This is a genomic window from Pandoraea horticolens, from assembly GCF_902459555.1.
Classification (GTDB): domain Bacteria; phylum Pseudomonadota; class Gammaproteobacteria; order Burkholderiales; family Burkholderiaceae; genus Pandoraea; species Pandoraea horticolens.
This window is the reverse complement of sequence record NZ_CABPSM010000009.1, coordinates 108,871-128,229: the sequence shown is the minus strand read 5'-3', so window position 1 is coordinate 128,229 and position 19,359 is coordinate 108,871. Positions and strand designations below refer to the sequence as shown.

Annotated in this window: 16 protein-coding genes; 6 read left to right on the top strand and 10 right to left on the bottom strand. The window is 58.1% G+C overall.

What is annotated here, in order from left to right; genetic code table 11:
- Positions 1-547: 547 nt before the first annotated feature.
- From PHO31112_RS16015 to PHO31112_RS16000, 4 genes are all read right to left on the bottom strand, one after another.
- Positions 548-1,444 (bottom strand): retropepsin-like aspartic protease, encoded by an 897-nt coding sequence (locus PHO31112_RS16015; protein ID WP_150621397.1) that lies wholly within the window; start codon positions 1,442-1,444, stop codon positions 548-550.
- A gap of 59 nt (positions 1,445-1,503) precedes the next feature.
- On the bottom strand, positions 1,504-1,875 hold the full coding sequence (locus PHO31112_RS16010; protein ID WP_150621396.1) for a hypothetical protein: 372 nt from the start codon (positions 1,873-1,875) through the stop codon (positions 1,504-1,506).
- A gap of 107 nt (positions 1,876-1,982) precedes the next feature.
- On the bottom strand, positions 1,983-2,261 hold the full coding sequence (locus tag PHO31112_RS16005; protein WP_150621395.1) for a hypothetical protein: 279 nt from the start codon (positions 2,259-2,261) through the stop codon (positions 1,983-1,985).
- Between the two features lie 1,119 nt (positions 2,262-3,380).
- Positions 3,381-3,770 carry a hypothetical protein gene (locus PHO31112_RS16000; protein WP_150621394.1) on the bottom strand — a complete coding sequence of 130 codons (390 nt, stop codon included), beginning with the start codon at positions 3,768-3,770 and terminating at the stop codon, positions 3,381-3,383.
- Between the two features lie 369 nt (positions 3,771-4,139).
- On the opposite strand from PHO31112_RS16000, the gene PHO31112_RS15995 reads away from it, so the two are divergent.
- From PHO31112_RS15995 to PHO31112_RS15970, 4 genes are all read left to right on the top strand, one after another.
- Positions 4,140-4,364, top strand: a complete 225-nt coding sequence (locus PHO31112_RS15995; protein WP_246178275.1) for a winged helix-turn-helix transcriptional regulator — start codon at positions 4,140-4,142, stop codon at positions 4,362-4,364.
- 182 nt (positions 4,365-4,546) lie between these two features.
- Positions 4,547-5,827 (top strand): NRAMP family divalent metal transporter, encoded by a 1,281-nt coding sequence (locus PHO31112_RS15990; RefSeq protein ID WP_150621393.1) that lies wholly within the window; start codon positions 4,547-4,549, stop codon positions 5,825-5,827.
- Between the two features lie 861 nt (positions 5,828-6,688).
- On the top strand, positions 6,689-7,120 hold the full coding sequence (locus PHO31112_RS15975; protein WP_246178272.1) for a carboxypeptidase-like regulatory domain-containing protein: 432 nt from the start codon (positions 6,689-6,691) through the stop codon (positions 7,118-7,120).
- A 373-nt stretch (positions 7,121-7,493) separates the two neighbouring features.
- Positions 7,494-7,928, top strand: coding sequence for a PRC-barrel domain-containing protein (locus tag PHO31112_RS15970; protein ID WP_150621391.1), 435 nt, complete (start codon positions 7,494-7,496; stop codon positions 7,926-7,928).
- A 313-nt stretch (positions 7,929-8,241) separates the two neighbouring features.
- Here PHO31112_RS15970 and PHO31112_RS15960 read toward each other — a convergent pair whose 3' ends face one another.
- Positions 8,242-8,829: a BPSL1445 family SYLF domain-containing lipoprotein gene (locus PHO31112_RS15960; protein WP_150621390.1), complete on the bottom strand. Its 588-nt coding sequence runs from the start codon at positions 8,827-8,829 to the stop codon at positions 8,242-8,244.
- A gap of 297 nt (positions 8,830-9,126) precedes the next feature.
- On the opposite strand from PHO31112_RS15960, the gene PHO31112_RS15955 reads away from it, so the two are divergent.
- Both PHO31112_RS15955 and PHO31112_RS15950 read left to right on the top strand, forming a co-directional pair.
- Entirely contained in the window at positions 9,127-9,588 is a 462-nt protein-coding gene (locus PHO31112_RS15955; RefSeq protein WP_150621389.1) for a BON domain-containing protein, read from the top strand.
- Positions 9,589-9,945: 357 nt separating this feature from the next.
- Positions 9,946-11,037 carry an AI-2E family transporter gene (locus PHO31112_RS15950; RefSeq protein WP_150621388.1) on the top strand — a complete coding sequence of 364 codons (1,092 nt, stop codon included), beginning with the start codon at positions 9,946-9,948 and terminating at the stop codon, positions 11,035-11,037.
- Positions 11,038-11,201: 164 nt separating this feature from the next.
- Here the strand turns inward: PHO31112_RS15950 and PHO31112_RS15945 are convergent, their stop codons facing one another.
- The 5 genes from PHO31112_RS15945 to PHO31112_RS15925 all read right to left on the bottom strand — a co-directional run bounded on the left by PHO31112_RS15945 (position 11,202) and on the right by PHO31112_RS15925 (position 19,324).
- Positions 11,202-13,133, bottom strand: a complete 1,932-nt coding sequence (locus PHO31112_RS15945; RefSeq protein WP_246178270.1) for a TonB-dependent receptor — start codon at positions 13,131-13,133, stop codon at positions 11,202-11,204.
- A 767-nt stretch (positions 13,134-13,900) separates the two neighbouring features.
- Positions 13,901-14,776, bottom strand: coding sequence for a lipid A biosynthesis lauroyl acyltransferase (locus tag PHO31112_RS15940; protein WP_150621386.1), 876 nt, complete (start codon positions 14,774-14,776; stop codon positions 13,901-13,903).
- A gap of 363 nt (positions 14,777-15,139) precedes the next feature.
- Positions 15,140-16,296 (bottom strand): IS3 family transposase gene (locus PHO31112_RS15935; RefSeq protein WP_425495206.1). Its coding sequence is split into 2 segments (ribosomal slippage): positions 15,140-16,045 and positions 16,048-16,296, totalling 1,155 coding nucleotides; the frame shifts between segments, so codons are not numbered across the junction.
- A 491-nt stretch (positions 16,297-16,787) separates the two neighbouring features.
- Positions 16,788-18,104: an MFS transporter gene (locus PHO31112_RS15930; protein WP_150621384.1), complete on the bottom strand. Its 1,317-nt coding sequence runs from the start codon at positions 18,102-18,104 to the stop codon at positions 16,788-16,790.
- Positions 18,101-19,324, bottom strand: coding sequence for a M20 aminoacylase family protein (locus tag PHO31112_RS15925; protein ID WP_150621383.1), 1,224 nt, complete (start codon positions 19,322-19,324; stop codon positions 18,101-18,103). The genes PHO31112_RS15930 and PHO31112_RS15925 overlap by 4 nt, the downstream gene beginning before the upstream one ends.
- Positions 19,325-19,359 lie beyond the last annotated feature (35 nt).

Sequence of the window (19,359 nt, the reverse complement as noted above, 5' to 3'; positions counted from 1 at the left end):
CGCAGTCGGCGGCTGTACGTTCTGTCGAGGCTGCGCCGACGTTGACGGGGTCATTGGGGGCTGGGAGCGTGTGGCTCCAGTGCAGGAAACTAGGTCCATGGCTCCACATGATGGAAATATCTGCGATTGCGATTGACTGTCGCATGGTTTCGCCATCTGCACTTGCATGAATCGCTCAGTGTGCGGCGTACTCGGCCGGAGGGGTTCTGTCGCGGCAAGCGGTGCTGGACAATTGAGTGTGTCCAAGCGGCTGCGATTATGCGATCAGGGAATAGAATTGCTCGGCCGGGGAAGAGCCTGTCAGATTTTTAGTGTGCCGAGGTCATGAGATGACATTGCCGAATATCGGTCTGCGACGACGGGGGACCGTGCTCGCCCTGCGAAGGGCTCGATGCCGATTTGCGAAGTTTCGCAATTTTGCAAATCGGCATCGCAAAAAAATGCGTAAACGGTTATCCGAAACACTTAGATCGCGCGTGATATTAGCCTTGTTGGCGCGGGCTTGCCTATTCGCGGATGAAGCGATGAGCCTTTGAATTCGGTATCGTCAATACATATTGGGTACATACAGCCTGTTCTCCGGAAGGGACATGATCGCTGCATTGCGTTCAAGCCAGTCCAATCCCAGAATACCCTTGATGTGTAGCCTCGGGACGACGAAATTGAGGTCCAGTTCTATAAAGCCTGCGGGTAGATAGACTGACAACGGTTCGTTTTCCGCCTTCAGGGACATCACGTCGTGGGTAACGCACGATCGGGTTTCTCCCGCTTGGCTGCTCACACCCAAGCATTGTTTTTCACTTACACCGAAACCCAGTGACTCAGCGTAATTTTTGTCTATAAGGCTCCTGGGGGCACCTGTATCAATCAGGAAACTGACCGGCTTTTTTCCGTTGATCGAGACGGTGAGATATCTGTACGCATCGAAGGTCTTCAGAGGGATCGTCCTGTAGTGGAGCTCGCTTTTCTTCATGTAGCCCTCAAAGACACCGGAAGGGACGTTGCCGTACACTTCCTGTGCTCCGAAGTTGAACCACAAGGCGAGTTTCTCCATCCATCGTGCGCCGATATAGCTTCCTTGTCCCTTTCTATTTTTGAAGGAGATTGGCAGGTTGGATAGCGGGGCAAGTGGGCCTAAATATAATTTATTCAGGGTTTTCTCATTTCCGGTCAGCGACAGCTTTTCTTTCAGTTCATCGTTGATGTTGTTATCCGGGTCACCCAAATCGTATTGTAATGAAACCCCAGAACATCTCTGTTCGCACGAGCACAGCACAGCCTCCGCATTCATCTGTCTATTGGAATCCAGGGTATAGGGCATGACAATGGCGCCATGGCTTATCAGATAGCCGGACAGGTCATTCCTATCCTGAGCGTCAGCAGCGTGGGCCGGAGCGAGATAGGCAAGCAGAACAAGCACAAAAGCTATTCGAACGATTTTCATGGCCGGTTCTCTTTCCAATGCAAGTAAACGTCATTCTGCTCAAACATCTCCTGATTTTCCTATTTCTTTGGATCGAAACTGCCGTCGCGTGACGTTCGCGCGGTGGCTTTGGTGTAGGGTACGGTGCGTACTCGGCGAGGGGCGGCCTTGCAACTGGCTTCGGCCCGCTCGAATGAGCGCATCCATTGATTGAACAAAGTCGTGCCGGTATCGGATTTGAGCGCGCCCGTCCCCGACTTGATCGCCATCGTCAGAAAATCGCGCGTGGCAAGGTCCCCATCCTCTTTGGCGAGCAATGCGTTCACTTCGGCGGGAAGCTCACTGGTTTGCAATTGGGCCTTAAGTTGAACCTTAAGCGCCTTGGCAATTTGCTCGCGTATCTCGTCGGCCCGATACGCAAACTCGCTGATTGTCGCAGCAGAAGGCGACATACCTCATCGGAGTTTGTCGTGCCATGTGTTGGCAAACTCCACTGCGTCGGATAGACGCTCTCGATAGTCGCTCAAAGCCCCGCCAACGTCGGCTTGGCTGAATTCGCTCATGGCTGCTTTTCCGCGCTGGTGTATACGACCCCACCGAGCAGGCGTGCAACAGAGTTGTAGGCCAAACTGGCAAGCATCGCCCACACAGCCCCGAAGATGGCAAAGCCGGCAGGGAACAGCAGCCAAATGGCCCACCAAGGGCCCTCAACAGGTCCATCAAAATGCTGAAAGAAACGCATCAACGCGACGAGCGGGTATGCGAGCAAAAATGAAACAAGTGCTCCGTGTACGAAAGCACTCAAGGGCGATACTGATGTCAGGCGTCTTTTTTCCATCTTTTCCTACCTTCGCTTGCCGTTCTCAAAATAGCCTTGCAGAACCGGAGAACCCCGCCGCGTCCTGGTAGACGTCTTTGTTGCTCGCAGACGTTGGTAGACCGCGAAGCGATACTCGGGTGCGACGGCCTTGGGCTTCCCAACTAGCCCACCTCGTTTCCTCCTTTTCTCCAGTTCTGCTGCTTTTTCATGGATCTCCGACGTGTCATCTAAGCGCGCCGGACCACTGCCGAGAGTGCATTGGTGAACAGGTCTAGATCTTCCTTCTGGATGTAGACATGCGGGGATAGCTGCGCCTTCATCGCGGGAATTTACGCGTCAAGTCGCTCCCACATGTTGACGTCCGGATTCTCACTGACGAAGCGATAGGTCTTGACAATCACGGCCTCAACGTCACGTGGAGGTGGACTAACTGCTGCGTTGTTGAGGTTCAAATAAGGGGTTTGCCTTGGATAAGCCTTCCCAATTTGGTGCCAAAAGGCTTCCGTCGCTGATGAGTCAACCCGCTGATGTAGAAGGTTCAGATCTTGACCGGCTTCCGGCACGCATCGATGATGACCGTGTGGGAGGAGATGCGCCTAACGTCAACATGCACTCGCCCACAGCGACGTTAGCTCGCTGTTGCCGCATCGTCGTCCTTTTGCTCGTGACATATCCCCCGTGCCCCGCGAACACGACTATCGAATAATCCGCGCCCTTTATGAATTATCGCCGATGTCTCCGAGGCGCATCAGGCGCTCCCAAAAACGATCTCCATTGATTTTCAACTGCATATCTGCTCCGCATATTCACACACTCAAAGAGGACTTAATATTATTTATTTCAAAAATATTCTGTATGGCCACTTTGATGTTCTTCTTATGTTCGGTCGTGGATGAGTGGATGTTCTACCGGTGGAAGAAGCAGTACGCCGGTATACAATCGGAGCGGGTTTGAAATCTCTCGGCATTGCCATCGATGTCAATCCGCTGATGCTGAACCGGAAGATGATCCGCGCAATGCCGCGAGGGTAAGCCGTGTGGCGGCCGCTAACGAAAAAGGGCTGTCTGAGACAGCCCTGTTAACACCCGCTCGCAAGAAAAGAACGCTCCGGTTTCGCTGCGCGATCCAGTGCTGAGCTTAAGCGAATTTCTCCTTCATGAACGCCAAGATATAGGGCGTTGCGGCGGCTGCGACGGTCGAAGCCGTCGACGGATCAATGCCCATCCGGCTCGCCAACGCTTCGGCGACCCGGCCGGACAGCATCCCTGCCCCACCGTCCTCCAGTGACTTGAAGAAGCCGTCGCCGCGCACCAGACCAGCCGCAAACCCCGCGAGAAAACTCTTCCCCGAATGTTCACCCATCAAACCGCCGCTTTGTTCGTCGGCGCTGCTGTGAGCGGCTTCGGCCGCCTGACTCAACATTTGTTGTGCATCGTCGCCGCTGATGCCTTGGGCCGCCAAGGCCTGCGTTGCCTGGTTGCCATGCTCGGAGGCGAGAAATTCGGAAACCAGTTGCTGAACGTCCATGGAACACCTTTGTGCAAAGGGAATGATCGAATGCCCCACGGGGGCGGACGCGACATCCCCGGCCAGACGCCGGTTGTCGCTATCAAGACTATATGAACTCCGTTCCGCAGGGGCCAAGGGAATTCGAGTAACGATCGCAGGATCAAGGTTTCAAATTGTTACTGGACGATCGACTTCGTCTCGGCAGGGATGTCGATCGCAACAATCCGGTATCGACTCAGCCGCTGACGAAACGTGTGACTGGCTTACTGGGCGCCTTGATCTGAGCGGAATTGAAGCCCTTACGGGGCTGAGCTGTTCATCCGCCATATCGAGATCAAGACGCACTGCCGCCAAGGGAGCTATCTCAGAGCAATCGACGAACTCTTGGTGTTTCGCGCGCTTTCGAACAGCGGTCTTCCTTGTGTCGCCAGCCATGCATCGAAAGTCATACGTCGGGCAAACCCCGGCGTTACGCAAAAAGCACTAACGCAGTGCCTACGTCGCCTTGAATACAACGGCTTTATCAATCGCACCGTCGTGAGCACCGCCCTCGTTGCAGTCTCTTACGAGATTTCACGTCTCGGGCGTTCGCTCGAACCTCAGCTTGACTAGGTCAAAGCCAGTTCGTTGCCATACAAAACGTAAGTGAGTTCGATGATTCGAGCGCCAATAGCGCCCGCCCCCCCGACACCGGGCAAAGACCGTCTTTGCCCTTGTCCGATAGCGTACCGACGAGATCGTCAAACTTATTTAACGTGACGCAGACAACGGGTCAGTCTCTCTCGGCGGGTATCGTGCCTCTAGATCGCATTGCACTCCATAAGAATCAATCGCTTTGGGAGAAGCTGGGCCCCGGCCTGATTACTGGCGCGGCAGACGATGACCCGAGCGGCGTTGCCACCTACTCGCAGGTGGGCGCTGCATTCGGGTATGGCTTGTTGTGGACGGCTTTGCTCACCTATCCGTTCATGATCGGGATTCAGATCGTTAGCGCCCAAATCGGACGCGTTACCGGTGACGGTATCGCTGCAAACGTTCGCAAGCACTACCCCGCCTGGATCCTGTATGTCCTCGTCGGACTCCTGCTCGTGGCCAATACGATCAACATCGCAGCGGATGTCGGTGCGATGGGCGCGGCATTGAAGCTGCTGATCGGTGGCCCGGCGGTCTGGTACGCGGTTGCGTTCGGCGTGGTTTCGCTCACGTTGCAGGTCTTCATACCGTTTCCACGTTACGCTCCGATTCTCAAGGCGCTGACGCTGGCGCTGCTCGCTTATGTCGCTACCACTTTCAGCGTCAAAGTTTCGTGGGGGGCCGTGCTGTATCGGACGGTGGTGCCTGATGTGTCATTCAATGTTGGCTACATCGTGGCAATAGTCGCGGTATTCGGCACGACCATCAGCCCTTACATGTTCTTCTGGCAAGCCTCTCAGGAAGTCGAAGTTCAACGCGCAACAGAGGGGCAGGAGCCGCTTATCAAGGCGCCATCGCAGGCTTGGCGAACTTTGCGGCGCATCAGGCTCGACACCTATATCGGTATGGCGTTCTCGAACGTGATCGCCTTCTTCATCATATTGACGGCGGCAGTCACGCTATATCAGCATGGGGTCAGAGATATCCAGACCTCGACACAGGCGGCCGCCGCGCTTCGCCCTCTGGCTGGGGAATTTGCCTTCCTGCTGTTTTCCGCTGGCATTATCGGATGTGGTTTGTTGGCAGTGCCTGTGCTGGCGGGGGCGTCTGCCTACGCGGTGGCCGAGGCCTTCCAGTGGCGCATGGGCCTCGGGCGCGAAGTCATGCAGGCACGGGGCTTCTACGTCATATTGACGCTCGCGATCCTGCTCGGCGTCGCACTGAATTTCACCCCCATCGACCCCATCAAAGCGCTTTTCTGGAGCGCCGTGATCAACGGTGTGATTGCCGTCCCGATCATGGTGATCGTGATGCTGATCGCGGCAAGGCCCGACGTCATGGGGAAATTCACGATAGGCTTGCGTCTCAAGGCGCTGGGGTGGCTGGCCACGGGCACAATGGCCAGCGCCGTCGTCGTGATGTTCGCCACGTGGGGACGGTGAGACGGCGGCGAGTCTGCAAGAATGCTCCATCAAGCGATGCGTCGTCGGATCTTGCTCCCCCGGATACTCGCCAATCGCACGATAGCTGTCGATGGCGATGCACTCTGCCACGAGAACCGGTGAATGGCCAAGCCATTGAATCCTGTCGATCAGCAACGTTTCACCGTACGGGTGGGGCCCGAGAGCACCACCATAGCGTTCGGGCCCTCATCGACCGTGACGGGAAGACGTGTGTCATGTTCACCCGTAGCTTCGGCACGCCGGATTTCGGCGATCACGGCGGCGTTTCTCAAAGGTTCGGTAAGTTTGTAGAGGGGAGACAGCTCCCACTCTCGGTAGGGGGCGTATTTCATATGACCTCCACTAGGAGTTGTACGCTGAAGAGCGCGACGTGATTGCCAAGCTCTTCGATCAAAGTATGGTGAACGCTGGTTTCAGCGTCTGTTCGATATCAGACACGAGGCCGGTGCCCTGCAAGTCTCTCGCTTCGTACGCTCACGTACCGACCATCGTCGCGGCTTTGCTTATCGTGAAAAGCGTGATGGAGACTCAGGACGTGAATTCATTCATATCAAGGCCTGAAAATCACAGGCGTGGACAATGACCATGAGAGACCACAAACACTTAAGCAAGCGAATGATTGCGCTGCATTTGGCAATCCGCGAGACGCGACTGTCTCTGATCAGACAGGAGCGAGATCTGTATCAGGCGGCAGTTCGCGTGTGGGAGGAGGAAGGCGGACGATCGTCCCGACGACAACGGGTCGTGAGTTTTTCGTTCCAGGCGTCATAACGGCATGCAAATGAGAATTAGGCGTCACCGATAGCGGCGAATGCGTAATCGCCCCCTTTGGAGATCGATATGAAACATCAATACATCTTGCGACTTTGCGCAGCCATCGGGCTGACATTGAGCTTGGGCGTGGTCATGGCGGCGGAAGTCACCCTGCCGCCAATACAGCAGTCCGGAGCGGTGAAGTACCTGTCGGGGGGGATCGGACTGGAGCAATCCCTGGCGATCAAGGATGCCATGCACAATTACCCGCTCGTTCTGACCTTTGTCGGAAGAACGGCAAACAACGGCAATGAATATCTCTCGGATATCCCCGTAACGATTTCAGATAGTCGCGGGAACATGATTCTGACGACGCAGTCCGATGGGCCCTTCATGCTGGCGTCGCTTCCGGATGGGCGCTACACGGTTACCGCGAGTTACGAGGGCGTCATGGAAAAGCATGCCGTCAACGTCTCGAGTCGCGCCCATGCTCATCAAACGTTCCTCTGGTCCCGATAATCAGCGCTCACGAGCAATAATCACCGGTGTCGCCCCCCGTCAACGCGCGCGACGTGAAGCTGTGTCGAAGTGTCGCGTAGTTTCACGGTGTGTCTCGAGTCGCCCTTCAACGTGGATGTGTCTGTTCGCCGCAGGACCATCCGCTGCGCCCGCCCGTATCAACGGATTGTTCGCTATCGGACAGACATGGCGTGAGCCCTCCTCTAGCCTCTGAATGAGACTGCCGATGGACTGGTTACGAGCGACAGTTTCGGCCCCTTGAGTGGGCGCGTTCGTCGGTCTGAAAAGCTGGCAATACGACTGCCTCGGTGCAGCTTTCCGACGAGTAACCCGCCATGCCGTGAGGTCTGGTGCACTGAGTGGAGAATGCAATATGAACTACGAAGATCGCGATACGTACGGAATGTACAAAACGCGCGGAGCTTCGAGCCCGGGACCGGGCCCGAACACTGCGCAGGGGCCCGGCCCCAGTCTGATGGGCGCAGACACGCTCGTCGGCAATAGTGTGTGCAACGAGCACGGTGAAGCCTTGGGCGACATCAAGGAAATCATGCTTGATGTGCGCGCCGGCAGGGTCGGTTACGCCGTACTGTCGTTTGGCGGTTTTTTGGGAATGGGGAAAAAACTGTTTGCGGTGCCCTGGCAGGCACTGAAGCTCGATACAGAGAACAAGTGCTTTGTTCTCGATGTCGACAAGGACCGGCTAAAAAATGCCCCGGGATTTGACCCAGACCATTGGCCCGACATGGCAGATCAGGCCTGGGCCCAGGCGATCGACGCGTATTACCGTCCGTCCGACCCGCTGTAGTGCCATCTTCATTGCTTATCCCTGCGGATAGGCACCCGACATCAAATTGAAGGATGAATCATGCAATATGCAAAGTTGATTACCACTGTCCTGGCGGTACTCGCCTTCGGCGCCTGTACCGGACCTGCCGGACCGCAGGGGGCAACGGGCAACACGGGCAATACTGGCTACACCGGCGCGACAGGTATGCAGGGTGACATGGGACCGAGAGGGACGAATTCGCCGGGGACAGTGGTGGTCGTCCCTTCACAATAACTTCCCGGATACGTAACTGATCGGGCCCCCATTGGGGGGCTCGATGCTATGTGGCGTCTCACAACGATTTGATTCTTGTGATCTTCGTCCCCTCGAGCGACGCACCTGCCATCAGACCATTGTTGGTCAGAACAAATGCGTTCACCTGACTGCTGGCCGTCGTGGTATCGACATTCCCATTGGCGCCGATCTTCAGCACTGCAACCGATGCGTCTCCACCGGCCGACCATCCGTCAGCATTGCGGAACCGGTTCAGCGATTCCTGCGTCATGAAGAGCAGCACAATCGCTCTGGACTGCGCGCCGATCTGCCAGCCGATCGATCCCGTCACCGTGCTGTAGTAGCCCACGGTTTGATCCGCAACGCGCAGCGATCCTTCGCCGTACTGCCCCCCCACCACAAATCCCGCATCGATGACCGATGGGAAGATCAATACCCCATGCGCTTTACGTACCAGTTCGCGGGAGCCGTTGGCCGTGGCGTAGAGCCGCGTCAGAGTCGAGTCCACGCCGGCGTCAATCGTATGTCGCTTGTCCAACTGCTGCCCGCTGGCGTTCGTTGGGCTGGTGGTCGTGCAGCCGGAGAGCGCCAGTCCGAGCACCATCATCGAACCTGAGGTGCCCCAAATGAATTTTCGTCTTTGCATGACCTTCTCCCGAGTCGTGAGTAACATGCCCAAGCTACGCCCACGCGCCTCGGGATGCGGTACGTCAACGTACGCGCCCGAGAGGTTCGTCAACGAGCAAACCGTTGAAAGACCGCGTGTGAAACACAATCCGTCGGTTCGGTAGCGAACTGACATGGGGTAAGCGTACGCGCATGCTGAATTTCTCAGCCCTGTGGTTGAGCGCGGCCCCGCGTGTGCGAGCGGTCGTGTCCGGTTCGCCTCGCGTACGTCATATCGGCGTTCGCTCCAGGCCACCGTGGTCATACGGAGATCACCATGACTGCCCAAATTCCCATTGTTCCCGCTGTTGCCGAATCGGTCGCCGTCGATGCGCTACCGGCAACGCTCAAGCCCAGGAAACACTTGCTGGCCATGGTTCGCGTGCATCGCTCCGCCTGGCGCGGCGCGCTTGCTGGCGGTCTGGCGGTGGCACTTGGCCTCTTGCTCGTACCAGCAAAGGCTGCGGACAGCAGCATGACCTCTGACGTCAAGGCCGACATGCATCACTCGGAACGTGTCGTGTCCGACAGTTGGATTACCACCAAAGTGAAGTCCGAGCTCCTCGCAAATAGCATCGGTGATGGCACAAGCGTCAAAGTCAAGACCACCCACGGCGTGGTCACGCTGAGCGGGATGCTCGACAGTCGCGATGCCGTCAACGATGCGAAACGCATTGCGGGGCATGTGAAGGGCGTCACGCGTATAGATAGCTCGGGGTTGACCGTCGGCACGCGATAGTTCGCACCCAACGGCAACATCGCCCGATGAATGCGAAGTGAAAGTGATCGCGACGAGTGACGCGGCACTCCCGCTTGTCGCGACGGCGTTCATTTTGCTTTTCTCATAGCAGCCAATGCTGCTCTCAAGGGGGCCGGGTGCCCCTGCTCTTCAACCGATGGCACCCATGAATTTGCCGGCATCACTCTAAGAATCAGGAGACACACCGTGTGGTCATTCGCATGGATCAGCCGGGGCGCTGCCCGTCTTCTCGGACGTCGGGGAAGACGTGGCGACAATATCGCCCAACTACCGGATGCTGTCTTGACTGTGCCCACACGCAACCCCGCGCCCTCCACAGAGCCTTCTGCGCCGCGTATGCCGGTGGACGCGCACGGTCTCGCACTGGGCATTCTGGCCACGCTCGCCATCCTGTTCGCGCTGGAATGGGCACAGCGGTTTATCGTGCCGGTGCTGCTCGCAATTTTGCTGGCCTACACTTTGAATCCCCTTGTCGTTTGGTTGGCACGAATCAAAATCAATCGTTCGGTCGGCGCCGTCATCGTGATGCTCGCCGGTATTGGCGTGTGCGTGTCCGGCAGCTACCCTTTGCGCGATCAGATCGACAGGGTGGTCGAACAATTGCCGGCCGCCATGCGAACGTTCTCGATCGTGCTCGCTGACCTGCACAGCGGCACTTTCGGCAATCTTCAGAAGATGAAAGCGGCAGCGGGCGCGATAGAGACGGCGGCAAACCAAGCCTCGGACCTGTCCTCGACGCCGAGGCAACCTGTCACGCATGTCGTGCTGGATCAACCCGCTTTCAAGCTCAGCGCCTTCTTGTGGGGCGGATCGATGGGGGCATTGGGATTCATTGCCCAAGCGCTGACGGTGATCCTGCTGGCGTTCTTTCTCCTGGTTAGCGGCGGCACGTTCAAGCAAAAGCTCGTGCATTTGGCGGGACCATCGCTGGCCAAGAAGAAGATCACCGTGCGCATCCTCGACGACATCAACGACTCCATCCAGCGATACATGCTGATGATGCTTGTCACTAACCTGCTGGTCGCCGTGCTGACGTGGGTCGCGTTTCGCATGATCGGACTGGATAGCGCGGGGGCATGGGCCCTGGCGGCGGGATTGTTACATGTGGTCCCCTACCTGGGGCCGGGGGTGACGGCCGCGACAACCGGTATGGCGGCTTATCTGCAGTTCCAGTCGTTCTCGATGGCGCTTCTGGTCTCAGGGGCATCGCTCGCCATTGCTGTTCTCGTCGGCACGTTTGTCTCCACGTGGATTACCGGAAGAATCGCCAGAATGAACCCGGCCGCCATTTTCGTTTCTCTGCTGTTTTGGGGGTGGCTCTGGGGAATTGCCGGCATGCTGCTGAGCATCCCGATCATCGTCATCGTGAAGGTCGTTTCGCAGCATGTGGAGCATTTCCAGCCCTTGGCCGAGCTGCTAGGCGAATAGATTGACGGCTCCCGGCGTTCGGTACGGTCTCTTCGGCATCGGCCGCTTGGCCAGTGGGGGTACGGCGCACAGCAACCAGTACCAACTCAGTCCCCCAAGGCCGCGCCGTGGTTGTCCCTGACAGAGAAATCGGACTTCGGCGGCACTCAGTGTCACGAGCCAGATCAGAAGTCCACGGCGGCCGAGGCGTAGAGGGTGCGTGGGGCCCCCAGAGAAATTGTCCCGTACGATGCCACACCGGACCAGTAATGACGATCGAACAGGTTGTTCACGCCAACGCGGAACGTCGTGCTTTTGCCGACAAGCTTCGTCTTATATCGCACCCCTAAGTCGACGGTTGTCCATGAGGGCACCGATTGGGTGTTGGTCTGGTTGACATACTCGTCGGCGGTGTACGTCAGTGCACCGGTCAGTGTCATGCCGGGTACCCACTTCACGTCCCACTCCACGCCCGCATTGGCCATGAGCTGAGGCACGCCGACCGGGCGGTTGCCTTGCGTTGCGGCATTCGGCGTCTTGGTCAACTGTGCATTCAGCCAGGTGAGACCACCGATCAGGCGCAGCCCCGCGTACGGCTCGCCTGCCATCGTGAGTTCCAGGCCGCGATTGCGTTGCTCGCTGTTGACGCTAAACACAGAGTTGCTGAGCGAACCGCTCGGCTTCGTGATCTCGAATGCTGCGAGCGTCGCGATCACGCCGCCCATTGCGACCTTGACACCCACCTCCTTTTGCTTGGTCTTGTATGGGGCAAACACCTCGCCCGCGTTGCTCGCCGTGGTTGGCGCCACATCGCCTTTACTCAAACCCTCGATGTAGTTGGCGTAAAGCGAAACATCCTCTGTTGCCTTGAACAAAATGCCCGCCAGCGGCGTGATGGCACTCTTGTCGTAGGCCGTCGAAACGGCGCCGGAGACAGCGTTGTAGTTGTTCGAGCGGACCTGTTGGCCGCGCACACCAAGCGTCAATTGCAGTCGGTCGGCGAACATCCCGATCGTGTCGGCCAGGGCAACGCCCGATAGCGTCGAGGTCGACCCCAACGGCACGCGCGTAGGGGCGCCAATGAACTGCTCCGGCCTATCCATCGGGGCGTAGATATTCGACAGCAAGGCCGTGCCGGCGTTGGCACCCGACGCGACACGGTCGGTGTAATAGTTGGCTTGCGCGGTCACGGCGTGCGAGACGTCGCCGGTATGGAAGGTTCCCCGCACACCGGTATCCAGCGTCGTGCGGTTGACTTGAAACTTCCAGTTCTGCGGAGTCGCCGAAGTGTTGCCGAACGTGTCCAGAATTGTCGGTGTGGGTTCCGAAAGGCGCGCCACGTCGGATTTTGCAGTACCTGCATCGGCGAACACCGTCACGTTATCCGACAGATCGTACTCAACGTGCGCCAGTGTCGAGATATCGTTGGACTTCCACCAGCCCCATTTTTGCGTCACGTTTCGCGCACCGCCCGGCGCAGACGGTACCTGAATCCCGGCGGCGACGAGAAATGGCCGGGTGGGCGCATCGACCCATTGGTACTGTTCGATCACGTCAAGCGAGGCCCGCAGGCGTGTGCCGTGATAGTCCAGCGACAGCGCGCCGACTTCGGCACGCGAGGACTGATTGTCCAGTGCGGTGCTGCCTTGGCGGTGCAAGCCATTAAAGCGAATGCCCCACTGACGATCGTCACCGAACCGGCGGCTGACGTCGAGCGCAACGCCAGCTTGACTCTTGGTGGCGTAGTCCACGGTGACCCGCGTCAGATCCCTCGCCAACGCTCGTTTGGGCACGATGTTGACCACCCCTCCCACGCCACCGTTAGGCGACATGCCATACAGCAAGGCGGCAGGGCCGCGCAGTATTTCGACGCGATCGATGTACTCGGTAAAGAGATGATAGTTCGGCGACACCCCATACACACCGTCGAACGCGACCTCGGATAAATTTCCCTCGTTGATCGGAAAGCCGCGAATAAAGAAGGAGTCGGTGACGCCGCCGATTTGGCCGGTAAATCGCACTGACGGGTCCGAGTTCAATACCTCTGCAAGTGTGACGGCTTGCTGGTTTTCGATACGTTCAGACGTGTAGCTGGTCACCGAAAACGGCGTCTCCATGGCGCTTTTGTCGCCCAGTATCCCCACGCGCCCTCCCCTGGCGATCTGACCGCCCGGTGCTGGCGCCGTATCACTCAACGCGGATGCGCTTACCGTCGTCGCAGCCAGTCGACTGTCACTGGGTGAGCCATCGGCCGCCGATGGTCCTTGCGCGAGCACCCCTGAAGAAAACGCGGTGGCCAGGACCAAGACAAGGACGTGGGGCTTGGGTGCCTTGACGCCTCCATGGAAGTGATATCGCCGTTTTGCATCGTAGTGCTTCGTTTTTACTGGCATGACACGCGCTGTTAATAGAAGAATAGTTGTCTGCTGGACAGCGCCGCTCGTGTTGGCAACGCACAGTCCGGCAAGGAAGAAGAGCTAAAGGCAGGGGTTACCGTTTGGTCGAATTCAGGCAAACGGCGAATGGGCAAGATGCATGCTGCCGGCGGCCACCAGGGCGAAGGCGGTGACGAGCAGACGCTGGCGCGCCTGGAAAGCGGTAGACATACGTGTGTTCCAGCAAAGATTCAGCGGCTCAAGTGCCCCGTGCACCCGGCTGCGATTCGGTTTTATTAATAATGAGATTGATTCGCATTAATTGATGGGAGTGTAGGCAGCTTTGAACGAGCTGTAAACACTCCTAGTAACTTCTCGGTGACTGTTGTGTTTTGCCAACGTCAGGTTGAACGTTCGAGTTGGCGGGGAAGATGACGACACCGAGCGCGAGGTAGCTTTTTAATGAATATTAGCGCGCTACGTTCGTTGGTATCGATCAGGCGAACCGGTCAATACACCGATGCCATGCCCGATGGCCGGTGCTTGAAGCGCCGGTGCACCCAGTAGTACTGCTCGGGAAATTTGACGATCTGTTCCTCAAGGAACGCATTCATGCGGCGTGCGTCAACCACATCGTTTCCCGACGGGAAGTGTGCGAGCGGCTCGAAAATCGTCAGCTTGTACCCTTGATAATTCGGGAGCACCTCCGTGACGAACGGCACAACCCGTGCGCGCCCAAGTCTCGCTAGACGCGAAACGGCCGTGAGCGTGCAGGCGGGAACCCCGAAGAAGGGGACAAAAACGGAGTTGTCGACGCCTTGGTCCATATCCGCCGCGATCATGACCGGTTTGCCGGAACGCAGCAATCCCACGATCTTCTTGGCACTGGTCGCACGCTCGATCATTTCTGCGCCGAATCGGCCGCGTTGCCGCTTCGCCAGATCGCATAGGCCCGTGCTCGACATACGTGTGTAAAGCGACGCAACGGGAAGATGCGTCGAATAGAGCATGCACCCGACCTCAATGCCTACAAAGTGAAAGCCCATGAAGATGGTGGGCGGAGCGGCCGGGTCGCCGAGATCGATCTTGCTGTCGAGCTGAACGATATTCTGAATCGACTGCGCGCTGCCAAACCACTGGATGCCCCGCTCGAGATAGCTGCGGACAACGTGTCGGAAGTGGGTTCTTGCAAGTTTCTGATGTTCGAGGCTGGTCTTGTCGGGGAAGCAAAGACGCAGGTTCACGAGGACGATATGCTTGCGGCGGCTAGGAAGCGCATACAAGACCGTGCCGACCACCATCCCGAGTCTGGCGACAAATGGATACGGAAGTACGGAAAATACGCGTAGCACCGCCACGATGAGCGCAAGGCTGATGCGTTTCAAGGCGTGTTCCCTATGGGGGGTGAGTTGGGAAGCGAATTCAAACGCCAGGCCGGTGACCGTTTTGCTCGTCACCGCTTCGTGGAAATGCTCTCGCCGGAGATACTGACCGTGTGTCGCACAACACAAGTTGTGGTGATGTCTCGAACTGCGGCGACTCGCGAACTCGCACAGTGTAACAGGTAGTTTGAGTGCGACCTATAGTCTGTTGACATTCGATGAAATGTATTTCCATCTTGCCTTTTGCATGAATAGGTGGAGATGATTCGAACGTTATTGAGCGACGCTGACCTGCCTGATTTCTTCGGACCGTTTCAGTCTTGGAGAACGGCCTCGATTGATCCGCTTGGAATTTCCGGACCAGATCTAGAGCGAGTTTTCCGGCGTTTCGGGTTCGGTTGAACCCGATGAAAGCACCAGTTGACGGGCGAATTCGGCTGGTGCCAACTCTTTGAGAGCAGAGTGAGGACGGCTCTCGTTGTAATCCCGGCGCCACGCCTCGACAATCGCCTCGACAATCGCCTCGACAATCGCCTTGGCTTCGCCCAGCGTTTCGAACCAATGTAGGTTCAAGCACTCATCGCGGAATGATCCGTTAAACGTCTCAATGTGGCAATTGTCCGTCGGCTTACCGGGCCTGCTGAAGTCGATTTTTGCTCGGTAGTGGTACGCCCACATGTCGAGCAGGCGCCCGGAAAATTCGCTGCCATTGTCCACGAACAGGTGTCGCGGAGCTCCGCGTCTGACGGCGATACGATTCAGTGCTGACACCACGTGTTCGCCTCTCAAACGCTGTCCGACTTCGATGTCCAATGCTTCTTTCGTGAAGACGTCCACGATCGTCAAGGTGCGGAACTTCGAACCATCAGCTAGCTGGTCGGCCACAAAATCCATACTCCACGCGTCGTTCGGTTTGGCCGGCACGATCTTCGCCACTCGCGTCACAACCATCTTTCGTCGCTTCGGCAACTTCGAACGTAACTGCAATTGCTCTTCGCAATACAGCCGATACGCCTGGTTCTTGCCCAACTGCCAGCCCTCGCGGAGCAACAGCACGTGAACACGCCGATAGCCGTAGCGCACACGCGTGTGGGCAATCTCGCGCATGCGTGCACGCAGCTCCCGACGGGGATCTTTGACGCTCCGGTAATACTGGACGCTGCGCGGTTGCTTCACGAGCCGACAGGCCCGCCTCATCGTCAATCCGTAGTGGCTTACCACGTAATCCACCACGTCTCGTCTCAGCGCGGGGCGGACCATACATTTTTTGCGCCGATCTCCTTCAGGACTTGGATATCGAGTGCCTGGTCGGCGACCAGCTTCTTCAGCCGCGCGTTCTCTTCCTGCAGCTGCTTAAGTTCGCGTACTTGATCAGACTGCATCCCGGCGTATTGCTTCTTCCACCGATAGAACGTCTGTTCCGAGATACCGACCTGCCGGATCACATCGGCCACCGGCATCCCCAGCTCGGCTTGCCTCAGCACTGCCACAATCTGTTCGATCGAAAAGCGTTTCCGTTTCATGACAAACCACCTCCCGGTTCAGGGTGAAGTTTGCCGCAAAACTCGCGCTCAGATCGGTCCAAGATTTCTAAAGCCGATCAGTCGTCATGGCTATCTTGACAAGCGTTTGGAACCCAAGGGCTGCAAGCATGAGATGCGTGCTCGCGGAATCACCATGAGGCCACATACGTGGGTCATAGCCAACTATTCGGATTGCTAGTATGCGTACGGAAACATTACGCTCATCACTTGGGCGATGACATAACAGAGGACAATATGAGGGGACAATTTGCGTGTGCAGCAACAAGAGGAATGGAAATGCTGTCACGAACACAACTACGGCGCCAAACAGGTATATAGGCCGACGGCCAATTCGGTCCGAAATTGCTGCAAAGGCACCATGTGCGAGGACGGCCAGCACTGACTTCCTGCCATAGATAGCACAACGCCAGCCAGGAAAGGCCGGCGTTGTCGTTTGACCTACAGCGCTTGCCGTCGAACGGTCGAGCGCATCAGTCCAGCGCCACGCGCGACATCTCGCGGCTCTTGAGCGCCGCCACCAGCGAAATCAGGCTGATGACGATCACATAGCCCGCCGGGGCCAGCTTGGAGCCGGTCGCGGCAATCAGCCACGTCGCGATGAACTGCGCAAACCCGCCGAACACCGACACCCCCACGCCGTAGACGATCGCCAGACCCGTCGCACGAATGTGGCGCGGGAATACCTCGGTAATCATCGTCACCGTCGTCACCGAGATAAACACGGTCGGGATTGTCAGCACTGCCGCCACGATCAGCAGACGCGCCGTATCGGGTGCCGCCGTCAACCAGACGAATGCCGGCACGATCGATGCCAGCAGAACCACACGAGCAATCGTCACCACGCGCTTGCGACCCCAACGGTCGCTGGCAATACCGGCTGCCGCAGCCAGGGCCATCTGCAAACCGCCTGCCACGAACGATGCCCACAGCCCGCTCGACAACGACAGCTTGAGCACGCCCACGCCATAGTTAGTCAAGTAGTGCAGAGAGATGTAGTTCGACGAGGTCGCGCCGGCCGTCATTAGAATGCCCAGCACCAGCGCACGGCGATGCTCACCCAGCACCTGTGCCACCGGGCTGCGCGCGCCGTGCTTGGCCGGCTCGACTTCATGCGTCTCATCCAGATGCTTGCGGATATAGGTGCCCAGCGGAATGAGCGCCAAACCGATCAGAAACGGCACGCGCCAGCCCCACGCGAGCAACTGCTCGTGCGACAGCGACGCGCTCAGTACCAGTCCCACCAGCGAACCAAGTAGCGTGGAGAACGCCTGGCTGAACAACTGCCAGCTCGCGAACAGGCCCCGATTGTTGGCATTGGCGTATTCGAGCAGCATTGACGTCGATGCGCCCACTTCCCCGCCCACGGCGAACCCCTGCACCAGACGGCCGGCAATCAGCAGCATCGGTGCCGCCATGCCGATCTGCGCATACGTCGGTACCACGACGAAAACCGCCGAGCCTGCGGCCATCAGCCACAGCGTCAGCGTCATGGCAGCCTTGCGGCCATGACGATCGGCATAGCTGCCGATCACGATGCCGCCCAGCGGGCGCACCACGAAGCCCACGCCGAACGTCGCCAGCGACAGCAGCAACTGCGTGAACGGCGTGGCCGCGGGGAAAAACAACTTGCCAAGCACGGTCGCAAAGTACGTGTAGATGGCGAAATCGAAGAACTCCAGGCCGTTGCCAACCGTAATGGCAACGATCTTCTTCGTAAGCGACGCCGGACGCACGCTCGCCTTGGCCGGTGCGGCCGGTGCCGCAGTAGTATCGAGGCGCGTCGTCATGCCTTGTTCTCCAGGCTCAGGAAACGCTCGACCAGACGCGTCCAGTACGTTGCGCCGATCGGCAGCAGCGCATCGTTGAAATCGTAATGCGGGTTGTGCACCATGCAGCCGCCCTCGCCTTCTCCATTACCGATGATGAGGTAGCTGCCCGCGCACTTCTCCAACATGAATGAAAAGTCCTCGCTGCCGGTGAGCGGTTCAAAGTCCTCCATCAGACCCTGCGGGCCCAGCCAGTCCAGTGCCACCTGCCGCGCGAACTCGGTCATCTCAGCATCGTTTATCAGCGCCGGATAGCGCCAGCGATAGTCGATCTCGGCGCGCGCGCCGAACACGGCAGCCTGCGCATTCACCAACTCGACGATGCGCTCGCGCAACTGCTCCCGCACCTGCGGCGTGTGCGCGCGCACGGACAGGCGCAGCTCTACGCTGTCCGGAATCACGTTGGGCGCGTCGCCGCCGTGAATTGCGCCGACTGTCACCACCGCCATGCGACGCGGATCGACGTTGCGCGACACGATCGATTGGAGCGCCACCACGATGTACGACGCCGCCAACACCGCATCGACGCTGGCATTCGGCATCGAACCGTGACCGCCGCGACCGTGCACCCGAATGATTACCGTATCGGAGGATGCCATCGCCGGGCCGGCGCGAAAACCGATCTTGCCGGCTGGAAAGCCCGGCATATTGTGGTACGCGAACACGGCGTCGCACGGGAAGCGTTCGAACAAGCCATCTTCGATCATCTTCTTCGCACCGGCCAGCCCCTCTTCCGCCGGTTGGAAAATCAGATGCAGCGTGCCGTCGAAATCGCGCGTCTTCGCCAGATGGCGGGCCGCGGCCAGCAGCGTAGCCGTATGGCCGTCGTGACCGCAGGCGTGCATCTTGCCAGTATGCCGGCTGGCGTAAGCCTTGCCGGTCGCTTCCTGGATCGGCAGCGCGTCCATGTCTGCACGAATGCCCAAGGTGCGCGGGCTATCGCCCACCTTGAGGGTGCCGACCAGACCGGTGCCCCCGATGCCGCGCGAGACGGTATAGCCCCATTCCGTGAGCTTGTCGGCCACCAGATTGCTCGTCTGAAACTCTTCGTAAGCGAGTTCCGGATGGGCGTGAATCTGATGACGCAGCGCGCGCATGCTGGCGTCGTGTTCGAGAATGTCGGCCGGGATGTCGGCCTCGATCACCGCCGGAAAGGCGTACTCAGAGGTGTCGTGGGGCATCGTGTCTCCAATTCAAAAATGACAAGAAGGCGAAC

Coding starts and splice junctions, on each gene's coding strand:
- PHO31112_RS16015 (WP_150621397.1), bottom strand. CDS start 1,444: ATGAAAATCGTTCGAATAGCTTTTGTGCTTGTTCTGCTTGCCTATCTC.
- PHO31112_RS16010 (WP_150621396.1), bottom strand. CDS start 1,875: ATGTCGCCTTCTGCTGCGACAATCAGCGAGTTTGCGTATCGGGCCGAC.
- PHO31112_RS16005 (WP_150621395.1), bottom strand. CDS start 2,261: ATGGAAAAAAGACGCCTGACATCAGTATCGCCCTTGAGTGCTTTCGTA.
- PHO31112_RS16000 (WP_150621394.1), bottom strand. CDS start 3,770: ATGGACGTTCAGCAACTGGTTTCCGAATTTCTCGCCTCCGAGCATGGC.
- PHO31112_RS15975 (WP_246178272.1), top strand. CDS start 6,689: ATGAAACATCAATACATCTTGCGACTTTGCGCAGCCATCGGGCTGACA.
- PHO31112_RS15970 (WP_150621391.1), top strand. CDS start 7,494: ATGAACTACGAAGATCGCGATACGTACGGAATGTACAAAACGCGCGGA.
- PHO31112_RS15960 (WP_150621390.1), bottom strand. CDS start 8,829: ATGCAAAGACGAAAATTCATTTGGGGCACCTCAGGTTCGATGATGGTG.
- PHO31112_RS15955 (WP_150621389.1), top strand. CDS start 9,127: ATGACTGCCCAAATTCCCATTGTTCCCGCTGTTGCCGAATCGGTCGCC.
- PHO31112_RS15950 (WP_150621388.1), top strand. CDS start 9,946: ATGCCGGTGGACGCGCACGGTCTCGCACTGGGCATTCTGGCCACGCTC.
- PHO31112_RS15945 (WP_246178270.1), bottom strand. CDS start 13,133: ATGGAGACGCCGTTTTCGGTGACCAGCTACACGTCTGAACGTATCGAA.
- PHO31112_RS15930 (WP_150621384.1), bottom strand. CDS start 18,104: ATGACGACGCGCCTCGATACTACTGCGGCACCGGCCGCACCGGCCAAG.
- PHO31112_RS15925 (WP_150621383.1), bottom strand. CDS start 19,324: ATGCCCCACGACACCTCTGAGTACGCCTTTCCGGCGGTGATCGAGGCC.